The following is a 19,255-nucleotide window of genomic DNA, read 5'->3' as shown; positions in this document are numbered from 1 at the left end:
GCCGGGCGCTTTTTTCATTTCTCCACGGGGAAGTCCTCCGAATGGAAGCTGCTGTAGTACCGCCCCGAAAACGCGGTGAAGTGCAGGACGCAGTAGTCGGGATCGTCCACCCCGCCGGGATAGTACCGCTCGTCCCCCTCCCGCCAGATCTCCGCCTTGATTTCCGGGCTTGTGAGCACCTCCATATGCCCCTTGAGCATCACCCCGCGGAAGAACCGGCGGTCGCAGAAGTAGGCGCACGCCTTTGGGTTTTCCCGGTAGTGGGCGGCGCGCATCGAGGAGGTGTTGGAGGTGAACCACAGCTCGCGGACGCCCTCGCGGCGGCGGGGCGGGAGCATCGCCTTCATCTCGGGGAAGCCCTCGCCGTCGACCGAGCCGATGTAGGAGACGCCCGCGCGGTCGATGAGATTTCCGATCGTCTGGACGGGATCACGCATCATACCGCCGTCTCCTCCCAGCCCTTGCAGACGTCGACCCAGCCCGCCGCGCCGGAATAGTCCTCCAGCTCGGCGCAGGTGAGCTCGATGGCGGAATTGCCGCTGCCCGCCGCCGGGAAGACGGTTTCAAACCGCTTCATCGACACGTCCAGGTAGGTCTTTACCGTTTCGTTCTCGATCGCGAAGGGGCAGACGCCGCCGACCGCGTGCCCGGTGAGGGCGAGCGCGTCCTCGGGCGGAAGCATCGACGCCTTCATGGAGAACTGGTCCTTAAACTTGCGGTTGTCGATGCGCGCGTCGCCCGCCATGACGATCAGGACGCACCCCTCCGGGCTCTTGAAGGAGAGGGTCTTGGCGATGCGCGCGGGGATGACGCCGACCGCCTGCGCGGCCAGCTCGACGGTGGCGCTTGAAACCGGGAACTCCAGGACGTCCCCGCCGCGCCCGCGCGCGGCAAAGAACGCCCGTACCTTTTCGATGGACATTTGCACATTCCTCCAAAAAAGGTTGGGCGGAAAAATTTCCGCCCAACCGGCTGATGTTGTTTTCGCGCGTCCGCCCTTCCGCTCCCCATCGCACGGGCCGCGTGCACGGACAGGCGGCGGCGCCGCGCCTGATAAAAGTTTTCGCCAGGCCTTTTTCAAAAGGCCGACCAAAAAATGCCCGTAACTCTAAAAATGCCCGTAACCCTAATACACGTCCTCGCCGCTGAGGATGGGGATGCCGTGGTCGCGCAGGACCTTTTCGGCGGCGTCGTTGTCGGCGACGCGCAGGATGACGTAGGCGGTCTTCTCGGCGTGGCTGACGAAGGCGTACATGTACTCCACGTCCATGCCCGCCTCGCGCAGGATGTTGAGCGCCTCCGCGAGACCGCCGGGGCGGTCCTCGATGCCGACGCCGATGACGCTCGTCTGGGAGACGGTGAAGCCCTGCTCCTTGAGGGCGCTTTCGGCGCGGGAGGGATGGTCGACGATGAGGCGCAGGATGCCGAAATTGGTGGTGTCGGCGATCGAGAGGGCGCGGATGTTGATTTCCCGGCCGCTGAGGACGTCGGTGATCTCCGAAAGCCTGCCCGGCTGGTTCTCGACAAAGACGGAAAGCTGCTTGATAACCATATTACACACCCATTCTGCCGCTGTGCCGGCGTTAGTTTGACGATAATGCCCAAAAATCCGGGAAGAAGCTTCCCTTTCTTATGCCAATTATATCATACCAGATGGCGTTTGTCGATAACGCGTTTCGCCTTTCCTTCGCTGCGCTCGATCGTTTTGGGCGAGACGAGGTGCACGTGGACGGCGAGCCCGAGCATCGACTTGAAGCCGTCGACGAGCTGTTTCTCGCGGCGGGAGATGTCCTTGACGGTGTCGCCGAACATCGCGCCCGTCATCTCGACGTAGACGTCGAGGGTGTCGCTGTTCTTGACGCGGTCGACGACGATCTGGTAGTTGGCCGGATAGCCGTGGTTCATGAGCACCGTCTCGATCTGGGACGGGAAGACGTTGACGCCGCGGATGATGAGCATGTCGTCACTGCGGCCCATCGGCTTGGACATCTTGACGTGGGTGCGTCCGCAGGAGCAGGGCTCGCGGGTGAGCACGCAGATGTCGCGGGTGCGGTAGCGGAGCATCGGGAAGGCCTTCTTGGTGATGCTCGTGAAGACGAGCTCGCCCTTGGAGCCCTCGGGGAGCACCTCGCCGGTGTCGGGGTCGATGATCTCGGCGATGAAATGGTCCTCGTTGATGTGCATGCCCGTCTGCTCGGCGCACTCGAAGGAGACGCCGGGGCCGGAGAGCTCGGTGAGGCCGTAGATGTCATATGCCCTGATGCCGAGCTTCTTTTCGATGTCGCGGCGCATCTCCTGGGTCCACGCCTCGGCGCCGAAGATGCCCGCCTTGAGCGGGATCTCCTCCGGGCTGATGCCCATCTCCTCGAACGTCTCGCCGATGAAAGCGGCGTAGGAGGGGGTGCAGCAGAGGATGGTGGCGCCCAGGTCCTGGATGAACTGGATCTGCCGCGCGGTGTTGCCGGAGGACATGGGCAGCGTGAGGCACCCCACCTTGTGGGAGCCGCCGTTGAGGCCGGGGCCGCCGGTGAAGAGGCCGTAGCCGTAGGAGACCTGCACCACGTCGCTGCGGGTGCCGCCCGCGGCCACGATTGCGCGGGCGCAGCAGTCCTCCCACAGGTCGATGTCGTCCTGGGTGTAGAAGGCGACGACCCGCTTGCCGGTGGTGCCGCTCGTCGACTGGATGCGCACCGCGTCCTCACGCGGAACGGCGAGCAGTCCGTAGGGGTAGGCGTCGCGCAGGTCCGCCTTGGTCAAAAAGGGCAGCTTGCAAAGGTCGTCAACGGATTTGATGTCCGAGGGCTTGATCCCCTTCTCGTCCATCTTCCTGCGGTAGAACTCCACGTTTTTGTAGGCGTGTTCGACCGTTTCGACGAGGCGCTCGTCCTGCCAGGCTCTGATCTGCTCGCGGGAGGCGCACTCGATTTCGGGCTGGTAGTAGTTTGGCAAAGGAATCCATTCCTTTCTGTCATTAAGATTGGGATCACGCGGTATGGTTCCGGCCGAGCGCGAACGCGCGGCGGTTGAGCTCCAGGAATTTCGCGGGCACGCAGGCCTCGAGCGACGCCTGCCACGCCTCCTCGGGGATGTCGAGCAGGGTGGAGAGCACCCCCATCAGCACGACGTTGACCGCCTTGGCGCTGCCGGCCTGTTCGGCCAACGAGAGGGCGTCGACCGCCAGCAGGTTCGCGCCGGTGGCGGCGAGCTTTTCGAGGACGCCGTCGGGATATTGAGCCGCGCCGGTGATGACTGGCATCGGGTCGATGCGCTGGTCGTTGACGATGAGCCGTCCGCCCTCCTTCAGGTAGGGCAGCCAGCGGGCGGCCTCGAGCCGCTCAAAGGAGACGACCGCATCGGCCTCCCCCTCGGAGACGATGGGGGAATAGACCTTGTCGCCGTAGCGCACATAGGTGACGACGGAACCGCCGCGCTGGCTCATGCCGTGCACCTCGGAGACCTTGACGTCGAACCCGCGCGAGAGCAGCACGTTGCCGAGCAGCTTGGAGGCGAGCAGCGAGCCCTGCCCGCCGACCCCCACGATCATGACGCTTTTTACGTTTGCCATCAGCCCTGCACCTCCGCGGAAGATTTCAGCGCGCCGAACGCGCACATTTTTTCACACAGCCCGCAGCCGACGCAGAGGGTCTGGTCGACGGTGACGTGGCCCTCCGCCGCGCTGATCGCGGGGCAGCCGATCCTCATGCAGGCCTTGCAGTTTTTGCACTTCTCCACGTCCACGGCGAGCGGCGGATTGTGCTTCACATATTTGAGCAGCGCGCAGGGCCGCCGGGTGACGATCACCGACGGCTCGTCGGCGGCGAGCTCCTCCTTGATGACCGCCTCGAGCTCGCGAAGCTCGTTCGGGTCGACGACGCGCACCCGCCTGACGCCCGCCGCCTCGCAGATCTTCTCGATCGAAACCTGCGGGGTGGGCTGGTTTTTGAGCGTGAGGCCGGTCGTCGGGTTCTGCTGGTGGCCGGTCATGCCGGTGATCGAGTTGTCGAGCACGATGACCGTCGAGTTGCCGCGGTTATAGGTGATGTCGATGAGCCCGGTGATGCCCGAGTGCATGAAGGTGCTGTCGCCGATGACCGCGACGGATTTTTGGGCCGAGTCGCCGCCACGCGCGGTGTTGAAACCGTGCAGCCCGGAGATCGACGCGCCCATGCAGACGGTCGTGTCGAGCGCCCCGAGCGGGGGCAGCGCGCCGAGGGTGTAGCAGCCGATGTCGCCGCTGACCATCACGCCGAGCTTGTGCAGCGTGTAGAAGAGGCCGCGGTGAGGGCAGCCGGGGCAGAGCACGGGCGGGCGCACGGGCACCGCTTCGCCGAAGGAGAGCCCGCCGGGGACCTCCCCGCCGAACGCCTTGGCGACCATCCGCTGGGAATACTCCCCGCAGAGGCCGAGACGGTCCTTGCCGCCGTCGACCCGCACGCCGTTCGCGCGGCAGAAGGTCTCGATGACCGGGTCGTGCTCCTCGACCACGTAGAGGGTCTTCACCTTCGCGGCGAAATCCCGGATGAGCTTCGCGGGCAGCGGGTTCACAAGCCCGAGCTTGAGGACGCTCGCGGCGGGGAACGCCTCCTTCACATACTGGTAGCAGGTGCCCGAGGTGATGAAGCCGACCTCCGCGTCCCCCATCTCCACCCGGTTGAGCGGGGTGGTCTCGGCGAACTCCGCGAGCTTTTTCATCCGCTCCTCGACAAAGACATGCCGCCCGACCGCGTTGGCGGGCATCATGACATATTTTTTCGGGTTCTTCTCATAGGCCTTCAGCGGGTATTCGGTGCGCTCCTTCGGCTCCACGATGCTCTGGGAGTGGGCGATGCGGGTGCAGGTGCGGAAGATGACCGGCGTGTCGAACGTCTCGGAGATCTCGTACGCCGCCGCCACGAGGTCGATGCAGTCCTTTGAATCGGCGGGCTCGACCATCGGCAGCTTGGCCGCGATCGCGTAGTGGCGGGAATCCTGCTCGTTCTGGGAGGAATGCATGCCCGGGTCGTCCGCCACGCCGATGACCATGCCGGCGTTCACGCCGGTGTAGGAGGCGGTAAAGAGCGGATCGGCCGCGACGTTGAGGCCCACGTGCTTCATCGCGCAGAAGGAGCGCGCGCCGCCGATGGCCGCGCCGAGCGTCGCCTCCATGGCGACCTTTTCGTTGGGGGCCCACTCGGCGTAGATCTCGTCGTACTCGCTCGCGTACTCGGAGATCTCGGTGGAGGGGGTGCCGGGATAGCTCGAGACGAACCGGCAGCCTGCCTCGAAGAGTCCTCTGGCAACCGCCTGGTTGCCAAGCATCAGCTGTTTCATATATGTACTCCTTTAATGAATTACTTATTCAGCGCAGGTCGACGACCCGCTTGGCCTTGCCCTGGAACCGCTCGATCGTCTTGGGCTGGACGAGAGTGACCTTCGCGTCGATGCCCAGAACGGTGCGCAGTTTGGCGTGGATCGTCTCCTGGAGCTTTTCGAGGTCGGACCACCGCTCGAGCAGCGAGCCGTCGATCAATTCGACCTTGACCTCGAGCGTGTCGGTGTAGCCCTCATGCCGCACATAGAGCATGTAGTGCGGGCTGATCTGGCTCATCGGCATGAGCACGCTCTCGATCTGGGAGGGGAACACGTTGACGCCCTTGACCTTGATCATGTCGTCGCTGCGGCCCATGATCTTGTCCATGCGGGCGGTCGTGCGGCCGCATCTGCAGGGGGCGTAGGTCACGCGGGAGAGGTCGCGGGTGCGGTAGCGCAGCAGAGGCAGCGCCTCCTTGGTCAGCGTCGTGATGACCAGCTCGCCGACCTCGCCCTCCGCCTTTTCCTCGAGGGTGTCGGGGTCGACCACCTCGGTGAAGAAGTGGTCCTCGTTGATATGTAAGCCGTCGCGGAATTCGCATTCGCCCGAGACCCCCGGGCCGATGAGCTCGCTCATGCCGTAATTGTCGGTGGCGAAAAGTCCGAGCTTCTGCTCGATCTTCGCCCGCATCTCGGGGGTGCTGCCCTCCGAGCCGAAGAGGCCGATGCGCAGCTTGAAATCATCCGGCCCGTAGCCGAGCTCGGCGGCCAGCTCCCCGAGGTATAGCGCGTAGGTGGGGGTCGCGATCAGCGTCGTGGTGCCGAAATCCTTCATCAGCATGATCTGCTTTTCCGAATTGCCGGAGGAGGAGGGCACGACCGAGGCGCCCAGCCGCTCGAGGCCGTAGTGCAGGCCGAGCGCGCCGGTGAAGAGGCCGTAGCCGAAGCAGATCTGCGCGATGTCCTCGTCGTTCACGCCCGCGGCGGCGATGAGGCGCGCCATAATCTCGCTCCACATGTCGAGGTCGTTTTTCGTGTATCCGACGACGGTGGGCTTGCCGGTGGTGCCGCTCGACGCGTGGATGCGCACGACCTTTTTCTGCGGCACCGCGAAGAGGCCGAAGGGGTAGTTGTCGCGCAGGTCGTCCTTGGTCGTCGGCGGGATATACTTGATGTCGGAGAGGGCTTTGAATTTGTCGGGGTCGAACCCGGCCGCGTCAAACCGATCGTGGTAGAGCTTCACGTTGTCGTAGCAGTATCGCACGATGTGCTTCATCCGCTCCAGCTGGAGCGCCTCGATCTGCTTTCGCGGCATCGTTTCGGCTTCCCGGTTGTAGATCATGATTACCTTCACTCCGTTTCCTTTTGCGGCGTCGCCGCCGGGCGCTTTAACGCATTTATCCGTTAAACCCTATTGCTTTATCATACTGCGATCCGCTTCCAAAATCAAGCCTTCCGCCATCTTTTTTTCACTTCTTTCCCCGCCGGGCGGACATTTTTCCCCAAAATGCCGCCCCGACGGCCGGGCCCCGGCGGTTTTCCCGCCAGCGGCGGGAAACTTTTTCCCCGGCGGGAATAATTTTCATGCGGCGGCCCACGCTAGGAATAAGAAGTCGAAGGAGCGTGGTCATATGGGAACAGTCGTCAAACGGGCGGTCCGCCGCGCGGGGGTGAAAAAGCCATGAGCGAATCCATCTGGAGCAAAACCGCCGCGCTGCCGGAACGGCCGGCGCTCGCGGGCGGCCTCGACGTGGACGCGGCCGTCATCGGCGGCGGGATGGCGGGCGTGCTGACCGCGCATTTCCTGAAGGCGGCGGGGCTGCGCACCGTGCTGCTGGAGGCCTCGCGCGTGGGCGGCGGGCAGACGAAAAACACCACCGCCAAGATCACCAGCCAGCACGGGCTCATCTACCACCGGCTGATCGAGCGGTCGGGGGAGGAGCCGGCGCGGCAGTACGCCGACGCCAACCAGCGCGCCGTCGCGGAATACCGGCGCATGGTCCGGGAGCTCGGGATCGACTGCGATTTCACCGAGGCCCCGGCGTACCTCTATTCCACCGCCGAGCGGGAACCGCTGGCACGGGAGTTCGAGGCGGCGAAAGCGCTCGGCATCGGCGCGGCCTACGGTTCCCAAACGGAGCTCCCCTTCCCCGTGGCCGCCGCCCTGCGCTTCGACGGGCAGGCGCGGTTCCATCCGCTCAGGTTCCTGCGCGCCGTCGCCGGGCCGCTCGAAATCTACGAAGGGACCCCCGTGCGCTCCGTGGAGGGCAACCGGATCTTCACCGACCACGGCGAGGTGACGGCGGCAAAGATCGTGTTTGCCTGCCACTACCCCTTCCTGAACGCGCCCGGCTACTACTTCATGCGGATGCACCAGGAGCGCAGCTATGTCCTCGCGCTCAAAAACGCGGCCAAACTCACCGGGATGTACCTCGGTGTCGACGCGGACGGCCTCTCCTTCCGGCCGCAGGGGGACCTGCTGCTGCTCGGCGGCGGGAACCACCGCACCGGCGAAAACTCCGCGGGCGGGCAGTACCAAAGGCTGCGGGAAGCGGCGAAAACCTACTGGCCCGAGAGCGCCGAGGCGGCGGCGTGGAGCGCCCAGGACTGCATGACGCTGGACGGGGTGCCCTATATCGGCCGGTACTCCGCCTCGACGCCCGACTGGTACGTGGCGACCGGCTTCCAAAAGTGGGGCATGACCTCCTCCATGGTGTCCGCCCTTTTGATTACCGGCCTGATCACAGAGGGGAAAAGCCCCTGGGAGCAAGCGTTCACGCCCCAGCGGTTCAACCCCTCCGCCTCCGCCAGGACGCTGATGCGGGACACCGCCCAGGCCGCGAAGGGGCTGGCGCGCAAATTCCTCACGCCGCCGCGGGAGGACATCGAGGCGCTTCCCCGCGGGCACGGGGGCGTGGTGGAGTACGACGGCGAAAAGGTCGGGGTCTATAAGGATGAAGCCGGCGAAGCGTTCATCGTATCGGTCCGCTGTCCCCATCTGGGCTGCCAGCTGGAGTGGAACCCGGACGAAAAGAGCTGGGACTGCCCCTGCCACGGCTCCCGGTTCGACTTCCGCGGCCGCCTCATCGATAACCCGGCGCAGGAAGGGCTGGAGGGGGAATGATCCCCCTCCGGCTTTTTTTGCTTCTTTCGCGCCCTTTCCTGACAAGGCGCGCCCCTCTCCCGCATAAGCTGTTGGTAAGAACTATCCAGCAAGGAGGGGTCCCATTGGATGAAAACGGCACAATCCGCGTCCGTGTTTTTACGGGCCGGGCACAGATTCCGCTGGAGGACGCCACGGTGGCGGTCACCCAAAAATCCCCGGACGGCAGGCACCGCCTGGTCGCCGTCCGCGTCACGGGGGAAAGCGGGGAAATCGACCCGGTCGCCATCCCCGCCCCCGCCGCGGCGGACAGCACCTCGCCGGGCGCCGCGGAAGCGCCCTTTTCCGTCTGCGACGTATGGGCGGAGCATCCGCTCTACGAGCTTTTGACGGTGGAGGACGTCCAGATTTTCGCGGGGGTCGAGACGCTCCAGGAGATGAAGCTGATCCCGCTTCCGGAGAATACGGCGCCCCGGGACGCGGCGGGCGAAGTGCGCGTCACCCCCCAAGACCTGTAAAGGAGGCTTTCCCCATGCCAATCACCGTCCTTCCCTATATCCCGGAGTATATCACCGTCCATCTCGGGACCCCCGGCTCCGGCGCGGAGAACGTCACCGTCTCCTTCCCCGACTACATCAAGAACGTGGCTTCCAGCGAGATCTATCCCACCTGGGAGCCCGCCGCCCTGCGCGCGAACATCCTGGCGCAGATCTCCTTCGCGCTCAACCGGGTCTACACGGAATACTATCCCAGCCGGGGCTACTCGTTCCACATCACGAACAGCACCGCCACCGACCAGAAATTCATCTACGGCCGGAACATCTTCGACAACATCGAGCAGATCGTCGACGACATCTTCAATACATACATCCGGCGGATCGGCTACGTGGAGCCGCTGGCCGCGAAATTCTGCAACGGCACAACCACCACCTGCGACGGGCTTTCCCAGTGGGGCAGCCAATACCTGGCGCAGGACGGTTACGACTCCATGCAAATCCTGCGAACCTATTACGGCGACGGCATCGAGCTGGTGCCCGACGCCCCCGTGCAGGGCGTGCGCGCCTCCTACCCCGGCTCCCCCCTGCGGCAGGGCTCCGCCGGCGAGGCCGTGGTGGTCGTCCAGACCTCCCTCAACCGCATCTCCCAGGACTACCCCGCCATCCCCAAGATCTGGCCGGTGGACGGAATTTTCGGCCCCGCCACGGAAAACGCCGTGAAGCGGTTCCAGAGCATCTTCAACCTGGCCGCCGACGGGGTGGTGGGCAGGGCCACCTGGTATAAGCTGGTGCTCCTCTACGTCGGCGTAAAGGACCTCGCCGAGCTCGTGAGCGAGGGGCAGACCTTCTATAACGTCTCCTTCCAGTATCCCGGCGAGTCGCGGGAGCGGTCCTCCGGCGACGGCGTCGTCGCCCTTCAGTTCATGCTCGCCGTCCTGTCCGAGTTTTACGACAACCTCCCCTTCCTCCCGGTGGACGGCGTCTTCGGCCCGAGAACCAGGCAGGCGGTCACGGCGTTCCAGCAGATGGCCGGCCTGCCGCAGACGGGCGTCGCCGATGAAACGACCTGGGACGCGATCTATGAGGCCTACGCGGGGGCGGCCTCCGCCATCCTCAGCGACGGGGTCCGCTTCCCCGCGGAGCTCTCCGACAGCGCCGCGCGGGAGGAGTTCGAGACCTACGCCCTCTCGACCCGCCTGACCCAGTTCCCCGGATACCCGCTCTCCCTGGGCAGCCGGGACCGGAAAGGAGGCGCCGCCTGATGCTTCCGGAACGTTTTCTGCTCGGGCGTCCCGTCCGGAGCCTCCAAACCATGCTGCGCGCCATCTCGCTGTCCTACCCCTTCCTGCCCCGGCTCGTTCCCGACGGCATCTTCGAGGAGCGGACGGAGCTGGCGGTCGTCCTTTTCCAGCAGAACTTCGGCCTGCCGCCCACCGGCACGGTCGACAACGACACCTGGGACGCCATCGCGTCCGTCTACCGCGGCGTCGTCGCGCGCACGCGCCTGCCGCGGGGCGCGGACGTCTACCCCTCCCCCTCCTTCCGGGTGGAGCCGGGCGGGGAGACGCTGCATCTGCTGGTCGTCCAGTCGATGTTCAAATCCCTCTCCCACGTTTTGGATGAGGTGCAGGACGCGGAGGTCGACGGCCGGCACGCCGACGGCACCGCGGCCAACACCCTCTGGCTGCAAGGCAGGGGAAACCTGGAGGAGTCCGGGGTCTTCGACAACCTCTCCTGGGACCTGCTCACCCGGCTTTACGCGATCTTCATCACCCGGAACCTGAGCGTCGAATGACCGCGGCGTTCTTTCCGCGGAAAACTCGGCCATCACAGGAAAAAGAGCGGCACGGGCGCATGCCCGCGCCGCTCTTTTTCGTCTGACCCGGCGCCTCCGGGCGGAAAACCGGTCCGCCCGGTGCGGACAGTCCTCCGCGCGGGTGCGTCCGGGCCCGCGCTTTGCCGGCGCAAAAGCGGAACCCGGGCACGGTTTACGCAAACAAGGCCTTTTTGAATCACAAATCCATAACGTTATTTCGTGGAATTCATAGTTTATTAAACAAATTCACGGCCTTTTCGTGTAAAATAAGAGAGTTCAGAAAGTTCTGTGAAAATTGCCGGAAAATCCGCGCCCCGGGCGCGGATCGCACGTTTTTTACAAGGATTCCCCGGTTTGCCCATCGCGGACAGGGTGAAAAAACCTGCCGTTCCGCGGAAAATCTTCACCCGATCGGGAGACACTAATGTTTGGTTACATCAAGCCCTTCAAAGGCATGCTGCGGGTCTGCGAGTACGAAACCTATAAGGCGGTCTACTGCGGACTCTGCAAACAGCTCGGCCGGGAGTACGGCCCCTTCGCCCGGCTGACCCTCAGCTACGACTTCACCTTCCTCGCGCTGCTCGACCTGTCCCTCTCGGGAGAACACCTCGCCTTCGCCCCCGGGCGCTGCATGCTCAACCCGCTCAGAAAAATCCCCTGCTGCCCCAGCTGCGGGCAGCTCGACTTTTCCTCGGGCGTCGCGATGATCATGCTCTATTACAAGGTGCTCGACAACTACCGCGACGGCGGCTTCGGCTCCCGGCTGGGCGCGGCGCTCGCCACGCCCTTCGCGCGGCACGCCTACAAAAAGGCGGCCGACCGCTTCCCCGGCGTGGCGCAGATCATCTACGAGACGATCAGCAAGCAGAGCGCGCTCGAGGACGAACAGTGCGACAGCGTCGACCGCGCCTGCGAGCCCTCCGCGCTCGCCCTCTCGGGCATCTGCGGCCTGCTCACCAACGACAGCACCCAGAAGCGGGTGCTCGAACGGTTCGGCTACCTGCTCGGGCGGTACGTCTATCTGGCCGACGCGCTCGACGACCTCGAGGAGGACGCCCGCCGCCACAGCTACAACCCCTTCCTGCTGCGGGAGAAGACGCCTTCCCCCACGCCCGAACAGCTCGCCGCCATCCGTGAAAACGCCAAGGGCTCCCTCTTTTTAACGATCGGGGAGATCATCAAGGCGTACGAGTTGATCGGCCTGCACGACTATAAGCCGATCCTGGACAACGTCATCCACCTCGGCCTGCGTGATACCGTCGAACGAATCTTGCTGCCAAAGGAGACTGAAAACCGATGACAGATCCGTATAAGGTCTTAGGGATCTCCCCCAACGCCACCGACGAACAGGTGAAGGCCGCATACCGGGAGCTTGCCAAAAAGTATCACCCGGACAACTATGCGAACAACCCCCTGTCTGACCTGGCCGAGGAGAAGATGCAGGAGATCAACCAGGCATACGACGCGATCGTCGCGCAGCGCCGGGCGGGCGGACAGTCCGGCGGTTATTCGGGCGGCGCCTATGCGCAGGGCGCTTCCCAGTTCGCGGACATCCGCCGCATGATCAACTCCGGACGGCTGGCCGAGGCGCAGGAGCTCCTTGACGGCGTGGCCGCCGCCAGCCGCGACGCGGAGTGGTACTTCCTCAAGGGCAGCATCTACTATTCGCGCGGATGGCTCGACGACGCGCTCCAGAGCTTCCAGAAGGCCTGCCAGATGAACCCCCAGAACAGCGAGTATTCCGCCGCCTACAACCAGCTGCTCTGGCAGCGGCAGAACGGCCGTCCCCAGTACGGCGGCGGCTCCTACCAGACCGGCTCCGTCGGCGGGTGCAGCTGCTGCGACATCTGCGCCGCCATGTACTGCGCCAACTGCTGCATGGACTGCTGCGGCAACAGCTGCTTCTGAGCCGCCCGCCGTCCCTCGCGCTTTCCGGGCGCCGCAGGCCCGCATCAGAACCATCGGAGGCGTCCGTCTATGAAAAAAAGTACCCAGGTGGCGATCGGCGGCCTCTCCGCCGCCCTCTGCCTGCTGATGATGTTCATGACCGGCCTGATCCCCTTTTCCTCCTACGTCTTCCCCGCGATGGCCGGCATCGTCCTCATCGCCGTCGAGGAGGAGAACGGCACCAAGACCGCCATGCTTGTCTACGTTGCCGTCTCGGTGCTCGCCATGTTCATCGTCCCCGACCAGGAGGCCAAGGTCCTCTTCGTCATGCTGCTCGGCTACTACCCCATGCTCAAGTCCCGTCTCGAACGCGCCCCCCGGCCCATCGCCTATCTGCTCAAATTCCTGCTCTTCAACGGCGTCATCGTCGCCTTCTACTATGTGATGCTCTACGTCTTCGGCATCCCCGACATGCTCGAGGGCTGGGGCGACTTCGGAAAGTATACCATCGTCGTCGCCCTCGCCTTGGTCAACTTCACCCTCTTTATGTACGATTTCCTGCTCTCCCAGGTGCTGCGCATCTACCGCGGCTGGTTCCGCCCAAAGATCCTGCGCAAGATCACCTGACGGGCTTGATTCTTCCCCGCGCGGCGGGGATTTTTTCGAGGTGATTGCTTATGCTGCGACAGCGTTCCCGTCCCCATACCGCGCTTGTGCTGGTGCTCTCCATCCTCTGCGCCATCCTCATCGCGCTGGGGCTTTTCCTCTTCCTGCGCAACCTGAACGGCTCTTCCGGCGAAGTCAAAAGCGCCTTCCGGGTGGAGGGGCTCGACCCCGCCGCCCAGACGGGCACCCCGCCCGGCGCGCCCTGGAATGAGAAATCCCCCGGTGAAAACCTCTTCGGCTACCGCGTCAGCTCCACCGTCACCTTCCAGTCGGACGGCACGGGCGGCGGGCTCAACGTGCAGAACCCCGCGTTCAACGAATACCTTATGGTCGTCGAGCTGACCGCGGACGGGGACGAGAGCGTCCTCTACCGCTCCCAGTACATCGCCCCCAACCAGTACATATCCAAGGTCGACCTCCGTGAGCCGCTCGCCCCGGGCGAGCACGAGGGCACCGTCTATCTCAGCGCGGTCGACCCCAAGACGCTCGACGTCGTCGGGGTGCTCGAAAATCCCATCCTCATCAAAGTGAAGTGAGAAATAAAAGGAACCGGCCGCAGGGCCGGTTCCTTTTTGGATATTCCGCCCCCCTGGGCGGCGGGGGCTTTCCTTAGATTTGTCGCTCGGGAAGCGGCGGAGCTTGCCGCGCTGCGCCCGGCGGGGCTTTTTCGGGAATTGCCGCTTTTCAAGCGGCAAGAATTACGAGCGCGTTCCGCCGCGCGCCACGGGTTCCTTTTCGGACGGACGAAAAGGAACCAAAAGTCCGCCTAAGGGGGCTCCACCGCCCCCTTAGGAATCCCCTGGAGACGCCTTGCCAGTACCCGCCGGTTACCGTCACTCCCCGCAGGTACACCAGCTGAGGGCTCAATTCAGGTTGCGGACGCTCCCAACCGCCGTATCTCCCCGGGTGCACCTGTAAGAGCGTTCTTGAGGCTCTCGGGAAGAGGCGTTGCGCCTGCGGCGCGGCGGCTGACGGGCTGCTGTAGACTGGTCCTTCGATCCGTCATACGGGGACGCGACTTTCTGGGCCAAAGGCCTATTTGTCGCGGCCTGAGGGTCAAGGATTTGGCCGTAGGCCAACCTTATAGAGAATCCGGCCCGCAGGGCCGGGTCCGCGCAGCGGACTCAAGCCGGGGTCGCGGGGCGGAGCGCCCGCGAGCGGCCGTCGCGCATAGCGCGCTCCGGGCGCAGCCCGGGCAGGCCGCTTCAAGCCCCCTGCGGCTTCTTTCCCCCATTTCTTGTCCGTACAAGAAATGGGGCCGCCCGCCGGGGCGGGACCCGGCAACTGCACCTATCGGCGGTTGAGGAAGAACAGCCCGGCTACGCAGAGCACGATACCGATCAGTTGGTTGTGGGAGAGCTTCTCGCTGAAAAAGAGCAGCCCCACAAAGAGCAGGATGACAGCGAGCGCAATGTTGGCGACGAGGGAACAGACGCTGATGTTCCAGCCCGCGCGGTAGGCGTAGATATAGCCGAGCTCCAGCCCGACGATCGACGCGCCGAGCGCGGCGCTCGTCCAGTTGATCGAGCGGAAGGCGGCCGCCGAATCCCCCTGCGCGGTCACGAGCAGCATCCCGAAGGAGACCGCGCCCGCGGTCAGGTAGGTGATCACGAGCGCGGCGAACGGGTTTGCGCCCGCCGGCATCGTCTTGGTAAAGAGGTTGTAGAGCACGTTGGAGGCCACGATCATGACGATCGGGACGAGTAGGTTCATCGATGTCACTCCTTATCCTGTCCTGCCGCGCGGATGGTCGCGCCGCCCACCACGCGTTCCCCGTCGTAAAAGACCACGGCCTGTCCCGGCGTGATCGCGCGCTGCGGGAAATCGAACCGCACCCGCACCTCCCCCTCCCCGAGGGGATAGACGGTGGCCGGGGCGGGGATGTGCGCGTAGCGGATTTTGGCCTGCACCGAAAGCGGCCCGCCGAGCGCGCCGCCCGAAATGAGCCGCAGCCCGTCCGCGAACAGCGTGTCGCGGAAGACCGCCGACTCGTCCGACAGGGTGACGGTGTTGTGCTCCGGATCAAGGCGGCTCACATAACGGTGGGTCCCGAAGGCAATCCCAAGCCCCTTGCGCTGCCCGATCGTATAGTGCAGCACCCCCCGGTGCCGTCCGATCACGTTGCCCGCGTCGTCGAGGTAATCCCCCTCCTCGGGGGTCTTTCCGGTGTGCCGGGCGATGAAGGAGACATAGTCGCCGTCCGGCACGAAGCAGATGTCCTGGCTGTCCGATTTGGACTGCACCGGCAGTCCCGCTTTTGCGGCCAGCGCGCGCACCTCGCTCTTGTCGTAATGGTCGAGCGGCAGCAGCAGCATCGAAAGCAGGCGCTGGTTCAGGTGGTAGAGCACGTAGGACTGGTCCTTGCGGGGCTGGGCGCTGCGCCACAGCTGATAGCGGCCCGACGCCTCGTCGAACCGCACCGCCGCGTAGTGCCCCGTCGAGATGCGGCCGTACCCGAGGCGCCCGGCGTCCCGCGCGAACGCGCCGAACTTGATGCTCCGGTTGCAGGCGATGCAGGGGTTGGGCGTCTCGCCGCGCAGGTAGCCGTCCGCGAAGCAGTCGAGCACCCGCTCGGAAAAGAGGGCGCGGTAATCGAAGACGTAATGCGGGATGCCGAGCTTTTCGCAGACCGCCTTCGCATCGGAGACGTTTTGCTCGGGGCAGCCGTCGAAGAGCTCGAACGTTGCGCCGCCCACCTCATAGCCCCGCTCCTTCAGGAGCAGCGCCGCCACCGAGCTGTCCACGCCGCCGCTCATGGCGACCAGCACCTTTTCCATTTTTACGCGCCTCCCTTCAACGCAACAGGCGAAGCCTCGCTTCGCGCGGCTCCGCCTGTTTACCGCACATATGAGTCCGTTCTTTCGGTATGCCCCCCAGGGGCCCCCCTCCGAATCTCCAGATCTTTTCATATGTGGCATGTCTATATTATACACGCTGTATTGCCAATGCGCAAGGGGGTTTTTAAATGTTTACAGACCGTAAACCCGCGCAAACATCGCTGAAAAGTCGGTATTCCGGAAGGGCGCGGGTCCGCCGCCCAGCAGGCGGTATCCGAACCAGGACGCCGCTCCCGCGGCGATCAGCACCCCCACGATGATCAGCAGCTTGACCACGATGCCCGGGCCCGCCTTTGGCTTGTCCGCGCCCCTGCGGGGAATCTCCCGCGCGGGGGGCGCGGAGGGCGTTTCCCCGGCGGGGTCGGTTCCGGGGATCCGCGCGGCCGGCTCCGGACGGTAGACGAAATAGGGCGCCTCCGACGGCCCGGCCGGGTCGTCCACCGGCTCGAAGCCCGCGGGCGCGGCGTACCCCCCGCTTGCCGGGGGGCCGTCCGCGCCGAAGAGGGGGCCGCCGTACCCGCCGGGGGCCGGCTCCTCCGGCAGGGAAACCCGGAAATGGGGCGGCGCGAGGTCGTCCTCCGGGTCCTCCTGCGGAAAGGCCCCGGGCGCGAGGGGAGGCTCCTCCGGCGCGGCCGTGGGCGGGAGGGCGAAGTCGGGCGCCCGCTCCCCCGGCGCTGCGGCGTACCAGTCCGCCGCAGCGTCCGGCTCGTCCGGTTCCCGGACGAGGAAGGGCGGGGTCAGCTCCTCATAGTGGTCGTGGAAGTCGCTGACGATCCGTTCGCCGCAGTAGGGGCAGTATTTGAAATCGCTTTTGACGTTGTTTCCGCATTTTTTGCAGAGCATCCGCGCACCTCCGCCCGTGAAATTACCTTTATCCTATCACAAATGCCCGGCGGTTACAAGAAATTCCCGCCGAAAAGCCGGTCCCCCACGCGGGGAGCGTGGGGGACCGACCTGTGGGAGTGCTGTATCGTCAGCCGACCGTCGGCTCGAGAATCCCGTAAGTTCCATTGTGGCGTTTGTAGACCACGTTGATCTCGTTCGTCTCCGCGTTGAGGAAGACGAAGAACTCGTGCCCGACCATGTTCATCTGGAGGATCGCTTCCTCCACGTCCATCGGGCGCAGCGCGAACCGTTTGACGCGCTTGACGGCATACTCCGGGGCCTCCGACTCCTGCTCCTCGCCCACCTCGACGTTCGCCGCGTCGAACGCGGTGTCCCGCAGGCGCTTGCCGAGCTTGTTCTTGTTCTTCACGATCTGGCGGAAGAGGGAGTCCACCACGGCCTCCAGGGAGTCAAAGCGGTCGGAGGTGGTTTTCTCCGCGCGATAGAACATACCCCGCGACTGGATGGTGACCTCGACGGTCTCGCGGTCGCCCTCGTTGGTCACCGTGACGATCGCATTCGCGCTGTCGTCAAAGAACCGGTCCAGCTTGGCGAGTTTCCGGTCGATCCTTTCCTTGAAAGAGTCGCGAACAGAGGTTTTCCGTGCTGTGATGGTGATGTTCATAAATTCAACCCCTTTGTTTTATAGCAAAACAGGCAAGCCTGCTTTTAACATTTTACCCAATTATCCTACCTTTATTATACAGGACATTGGGCGAATTTACAAGGGGTATCGGAGGGTTCGTGGAAAATTAACAAACAGGACTCAAATCGTCCGGCAGGCGTGCCGCGTCACATGGCAGCCCATGTTCACCGCCAGCGGCAGGCTCGCAATGTGGGTCGCCCCCGCCTCGATGTTGACCGCCAGCGCCGTCACCCGGCCCCCGAAGCCCTGCGGCCCGATGCCCGTGCGGTTGATTCCCTCGAGCATCCGTTCCTCGAGCGAGGCGTAGAGCGGATCGGGATTGCGCACGGCCGTATCCCGGCAGAGGGCGCGTTTCGCGAGCAGCGCGCACCCCTCGAAGTTGCCGCCGACGCCGACGCCGACCACGACCGGCGGGCAGGGATTGCTCCCCGCCGCCTCCACCGCCCGCACGACCGCGTCGATCAGGTCCTGTTCGGAGGCCGCCGGGGTCATCATGCGGATGGAGCTCATGTTCTCGCTGCCCGCCCCCTTGGGCGCGACGGTGAGGGTGAGCCTGTCCCCCGGCACCAGCCGCAGGTGCAGCACGGCGGGGGTGTTGTCGCCGGTGTTTTGCCGGCGCAGCGGGTCTCCGACCACCGAGCAGCGCAGCAGCCCCTCGGTGTAGCCCCGGCGCACCCCCTCGTTGACGGCCTCCTCCAGGCCCGGCACATGCGCGTCCTCCCCGAGCTCGGCAAAGACGACCGCCATGCCGGTGTCCTGGCAGACGGGGATCGAGAGCGCCTCGGCCGTCTCATAGTTGCGCACGATGTCGGAGAGCACCTCCCGCCCGAGCGGCGACTCCTCCGCCCGGCAGGCCCCGCACAGCCGCTCCTTGAGGTCGGCCGGAAGCATCCGGTTGGCCTCGATGCAGAGCGCCTTCACCGCCTCGACGACGGCCTCCCGTGGAATCTCCCGCATCAGCGCACCCTCCTTCCGTCGACGAAGACCGCGAACGGCTTTCGGTGGGTCTCCAGCGGCTCCTCCTCGTAGAGCAGAACGTCCGCGTCCCGTCCCGGCGCGAGCGCGCCCACGCGGCCCTCCAGCCCGCAGATCTCCGCCGCCGTGGAGGTGACCGCCCGCAGCGCGGCGCCGGGGTCCATGCCGTTCTGGGCCGCGACCTGCGCGCTTAAAAGCAGGAAGCGGCAGGGCAGCTCGGGGTGGTCGGTCGCGACCGCGACCTTCACCCCCGCGCGGTCGAGCGCGCCCGCGCCGCCGTCGTCGGCGTTTTTGAGCTCCGGCTTGGAGCGCGCGCCGAGCAGCGGCCCGGCGATGACCGCCGCGCCCTCCCGGGCCAGCAGGTCGGCCACGAGGTGCCCCTCGGTGCCGTGGACGATCACGTAGGGAAAGCCGAACTCCTTCGCGATGCGGATGGCGGTGAAGATGTCGTCGGCGCGGTGGGCGTGGATATGCGCCTTGATCTCCCCGCGCAGGAGCGGCAGCAGCGCCTCGCACTTCGCGTCGTACTCGGGCTCGTCGAAGTCGTCGTCCGCGGCCGCCCGCTCGAGCTGCTCGCCGTACTTCTTCGCCTTCGCGAGCTGCTCGCGGATGGCCGCCGCGATCCCCATGCGGGTGGCGGGGCCCTGCTGCTTC

Annotated in this window: 21 protein-coding genes; 8 read left to right on the top strand and 13 right to left on the bottom strand. The window is 65.1% G+C overall.

The features are described from left to right. Window positions 1-14: 14 nt before the first annotated feature. From ACZO3G_RS09420 to ACZO3G_RS09390, 7 genes are all read right to left on the bottom strand, one after another. Window positions 15-440 (bottom strand): pyridoxamine 5'-phosphate oxidase family protein, encoded by a 426-nt coding sequence (locus ACZO3G_RS09420; protein ID WP_276871200.1) that lies wholly within the window; start codon window positions 438-440, stop codon window positions 15-17. Continuing rightward, window positions 437-922 carry a YbaK/EbsC family protein gene (locus tag ACZO3G_RS09415; RefSeq protein WP_276871203.1) on the bottom strand — a complete coding sequence of 162 codons (486 nt, stop codon included), beginning with the start codon at window positions 920-922 and terminating at the stop codon, window positions 437-439. Before ACZO3G_RS09415 ends, ACZO3G_RS09420 begins: the two co-directional genes overlap by 4 nt. Before the next feature lie 204 nt (window positions 923-1,126). Beyond that, complete coding sequence (locus ACZO3G_RS09410; protein WP_101551384.1) at window positions 1,127-1,552, bottom strand: ACT domain-containing protein; 426 nt, start codon at window positions 1,550-1,552, stop codon at window positions 1,127-1,129. Between the two features lie 92 nt (window positions 1,553-1,644). Then, the gene (locus tag ACZO3G_RS09405; protein ID WP_101551386.1) at window positions 1,645-2,949 is read right to left on the bottom strand and encodes a phenylacetate--CoA ligase family protein; all 1,305 of its coding nucleotides are present in this window, start codon (window positions 2,947-2,949) and stop codon (window positions 1,645-1,647) included. Between the two features lie 34 nt (window positions 2,950-2,983). Further along, on the bottom strand, window positions 2,984-3,565 hold the full coding sequence (locus ACZO3G_RS09400; RefSeq protein WP_101551388.1) for an indolepyruvate oxidoreductase subunit beta: 582 nt from the start codon (window positions 3,563-3,565) through the stop codon (window positions 2,984-2,986). Next, complete coding sequence (gene iorA / locus ACZO3G_RS09395; protein ID WP_276871211.1) at window positions 3,565-5,310, bottom strand: indolepyruvate ferredoxin oxidoreductase subunit alpha; 1,746 nt, start codon at window positions 5,308-5,310, stop codon at window positions 3,565-3,567. The genes ACZO3G_RS09400 and iorA overlap by 1 nt, the downstream gene beginning before the upstream one ends. Before the next feature lie 28 nt (window positions 5,311-5,338). Next, the gene (locus ACZO3G_RS09390; RefSeq protein ID WP_172439317.1) at window positions 5,339-6,631 is read right to left on the bottom strand and encodes a phenylacetate--CoA ligase family protein; all 1,293 of its coding nucleotides are present in this window, start codon (window positions 6,629-6,631) and stop codon (window positions 5,339-5,341) included. 339 nt (window positions 6,632-6,970) lie between these two features. On the opposite strand from ACZO3G_RS09390, the gene ACZO3G_RS09385 reads away from it, so the two are divergent. From ACZO3G_RS09385 to ACZO3G_RS09350, 8 genes are all read left to right on the top strand, one after another. Next, a complete protein-coding gene (locus ACZO3G_RS09385) occupies window positions 6,971-8,413 on the top strand; it encodes an FAD-dependent oxidoreductase (protein ID WP_276871235.1) in 1,443 nt (480 codons plus the stop codon). Window positions 8,414-8,517: 104 nt separating this feature from the next. Next, the gene (locus ACZO3G_RS09380; protein WP_276871237.1) at window positions 8,518-8,910 is read left to right on the top strand and encodes a spore cortex-lytic protein; all 393 of its coding nucleotides are present in this window, start codon (window positions 8,518-8,520) and stop codon (window positions 8,908-8,910) included. A gap of 14 nt (window positions 8,911-8,924) precedes the next feature. Beyond that, window positions 8,925-10,151, top strand: coding sequence for a peptidoglycan-binding protein (locus tag ACZO3G_RS09375; RefSeq protein WP_101551395.1), 1,227 nt, complete (start codon window positions 8,925-8,927; stop codon window positions 10,149-10,151). Then, on the top strand, window positions 10,151-10,684 hold the full coding sequence (locus tag ACZO3G_RS09370) for a peptidoglycan-binding domain-containing protein (RefSeq protein ID WP_288234716.1): 534 nt from the start codon (window positions 10,151-10,153) through the stop codon (window positions 10,682-10,684). Before ACZO3G_RS09375 ends, ACZO3G_RS09370 begins: the two co-directional genes overlap by 1 nt. Window positions 10,685-11,129: 445 nt before the next feature. Beyond that, window positions 11,130-12,005 (top strand): DUF5685 family protein, encoded by an 876-nt coding sequence (locus tag ACZO3G_RS09365; protein WP_101551399.1) that lies wholly within the window; start codon window positions 11,130-11,132, stop codon window positions 12,003-12,005. Next, window positions 12,002-12,613 carry a J domain-containing protein gene (locus ACZO3G_RS09360; RefSeq protein WP_101551401.1) on the top strand — a complete coding sequence of 204 codons (612 nt, stop codon included), beginning with the start codon at window positions 12,002-12,004 and terminating at the stop codon, window positions 12,611-12,613. Before ACZO3G_RS09365 ends, ACZO3G_RS09360 begins: the two co-directional genes overlap by 4 nt. 69 nt (window positions 12,614-12,682) lie before the next feature. Then, entirely contained in the window at window positions 12,683-13,219 is a 537-nt protein-coding gene (locus ACZO3G_RS09355) for a hypothetical protein (RefSeq protein WP_256152358.1), read from the top strand. 50 nt (window positions 13,220-13,269) lie between these two features. After that, entirely contained in the window at window positions 13,270-13,794 is a 525-nt protein-coding gene (locus tag ACZO3G_RS09350) for a hypothetical protein (protein ID WP_101551406.1), read from the top strand. A gap of 754 nt (window positions 13,795-14,548) precedes the next feature. Here ACZO3G_RS09350 and ACZO3G_RS09345 read toward each other — a convergent pair. The 6 genes from ACZO3G_RS09345 to ACZO3G_RS09320 all read right to left on the bottom strand — a co-directional run. Beyond that, on the bottom strand, window positions 14,549-14,971 hold the full coding sequence (locus tag ACZO3G_RS09345; protein ID WP_101551408.1) for an EamA family transporter: 423 nt from the start codon (window positions 14,969-14,971) through the stop codon (window positions 14,549-14,551). 5 nt (window positions 14,972-14,976) lie between these two features. Continuing rightward, window positions 14,977-16,035, bottom strand: coding sequence for a tRNA 2-thiouridine(34) synthase MnmA (mnmA, locus tag ACZO3G_RS09340; RefSeq protein ID WP_276871246.1), 1,059 nt, complete (start codon window positions 16,033-16,035; stop codon window positions 14,977-14,979). Window positions 16,036-16,227: 192 nt separating this feature from the next. Continuing rightward, complete coding sequence (locus ACZO3G_RS09335; RefSeq protein ID WP_277138593.1) at window positions 16,228-16,938, bottom strand: zinc ribbon domain-containing protein; 711 nt, start codon at window positions 16,936-16,938, stop codon at window positions 16,228-16,230. Window positions 16,939-17,068: 130 nt separating this feature from the next. Then, window positions 17,069-17,605, bottom strand: a complete 537-nt coding sequence (gene hpf, locus ACZO3G_RS09330) for a ribosome hibernation-promoting factor, HPF/YfiA family (protein ID WP_101551415.1) — start codon at window positions 17,603-17,605, stop codon at window positions 17,069-17,071. A 141-nt stretch (window positions 17,606-17,746) separates the two neighbouring features. Then, window positions 17,747-18,583: a fumarate hydratase gene (locus ACZO3G_RS09325; protein ID WP_101551417.1), complete on the bottom strand. Its 837-nt coding sequence runs from the start codon at window positions 18,581-18,583 to the stop codon at window positions 17,747-17,749. Beyond that, window positions 18,583-19,255 (bottom strand): amidohydrolase family protein (locus tag ACZO3G_RS09320; protein WP_486847104.1); only part of this gene is annotated, 673 nt, incomplete at its 5' end. The genes ACZO3G_RS09325 and ACZO3G_RS09320, both read right to left, overlap by 1 nt.

It is taken from the genome of Anaerotruncus sp. (genome assembly GCF_057433415.1).
Note: the sequence above shows the minus strand (reverse complement) of the source record. Positions and strands in the feature narration are given on the sequence as shown.

Excerpts from the sequence above, each read along its gene's own strand:
- ACZO3G_RS09370 (WP_288234716.1), top strand. The coding sequence starts at position 10,151 with ATGCTTCCGGAACGTTTTCTGCTCGGGCGTCCCGTCCGGAGCCTCCAA.
- ACZO3G_RS09365 (WP_101551399.1), top strand. The coding sequence starts at position 11,130 with ATGTTTGGTTACATCAAGCCCTTCAAAGGCATGCTGCGGGTCTGCGAG.
- ACZO3G_RS09375 (WP_101551395.1), top strand. The coding sequence starts at position 8,925 with ATGCCAATCACCGTCCTTCCCTATATCCCGGAGTATATCACCGTCCAT.
- ACZO3G_RS09350 (WP_101551406.1), top strand. The coding sequence starts at position 13,270 with ATGCTGCGACAGCGTTCCCGTCCCCATACCGCGCTTGTGCTGGTGCTC.
- ACZO3G_RS09355 (WP_256152358.1), top strand. The coding sequence starts at position 12,683 with ATGAAAAAAAGTACCCAGGTGGCGATCGGCGGCCTCTCCGCCGCCCTC.
- iorA (WP_276871211.1), bottom strand. The coding sequence starts at position 5,310 with ATGAAACAGCTGATGCTTGGCAACCAGGCGGTTGCCAGAGGACTCTTC.
- hpf (WP_101551415.1), bottom strand. The coding sequence starts at position 17,605 with ATGAACATCACCATCACAGCACGGAAAACCTCTGTTCGCGACTCTTTC.
- ACZO3G_RS09390 (WP_172439317.1), bottom strand. The coding sequence starts at position 6,631 with ATGATCTACAACCGGGAAGCCGAAACGATGCCGCGAAAGCAGATCGAG.
- ACZO3G_RS09410 (WP_101551384.1), bottom strand. The coding sequence starts at position 1,552 with ATGGTTATCAAGCAGCTTTCCGTCTTTGTCGAGAACCAGCCGGGCAGG.
- mnmA (WP_276871246.1), bottom strand. The coding sequence starts at position 16,035 with ATGGAAAAGGTGCTGGTCGCCATGAGCGGCGGCGTGGACAGCTCGGTG.
- ACZO3G_RS09400 (WP_101551388.1), bottom strand. The coding sequence starts at position 3,565 with ATGGCAAACGTAAAAAGCGTCATGATCGTGGGGGTCGGCGGGCAGGGC.
- ACZO3G_RS09325 (WP_101551417.1), bottom strand. The coding sequence starts at position 18,583 with ATGCGGGAGATTCCACGGGAGGCCGTCGTCGAGGCGGTGAAGGCGCTC.
- ACZO3G_RS09360 (WP_101551401.1), top strand. The coding sequence starts at position 12,002 with ATGACAGATCCGTATAAGGTCTTAGGGATCTCCCCCAACGCCACCGAC.
- ACZO3G_RS09345 (WP_101551408.1), bottom strand. The coding sequence starts at position 14,971 with ATGAACCTACTCGTCCCGATCGTCATGATCGTGGCCTCCAACGTGCTC.
- ACZO3G_RS09335 (WP_277138593.1), bottom strand. The coding sequence starts at position 16,938 with ATGCTCTGCAAAAAATGCGGAAACAACGTCAAAAGCGATTTCAAATAC.
- ACZO3G_RS09420 (WP_276871200.1), bottom strand. The coding sequence starts at position 440 with ATGATGCGTGATCCCGTCCAGACGATCGGAAATCTCATCGACCGCGCG.
- ACZO3G_RS09415 (WP_276871203.1), bottom strand. The coding sequence starts at position 922 with ATGTCCATCGAAAAGGTACGGGCGTTCTTTGCCGCGCGCGGGCGCGGC.
- ACZO3G_RS09385 (WP_276871235.1), top strand. The coding sequence starts at position 6,971 with ATGAGCGAATCCATCTGGAGCAAAACCGCCGCGCTGCCGGAACGGCCG.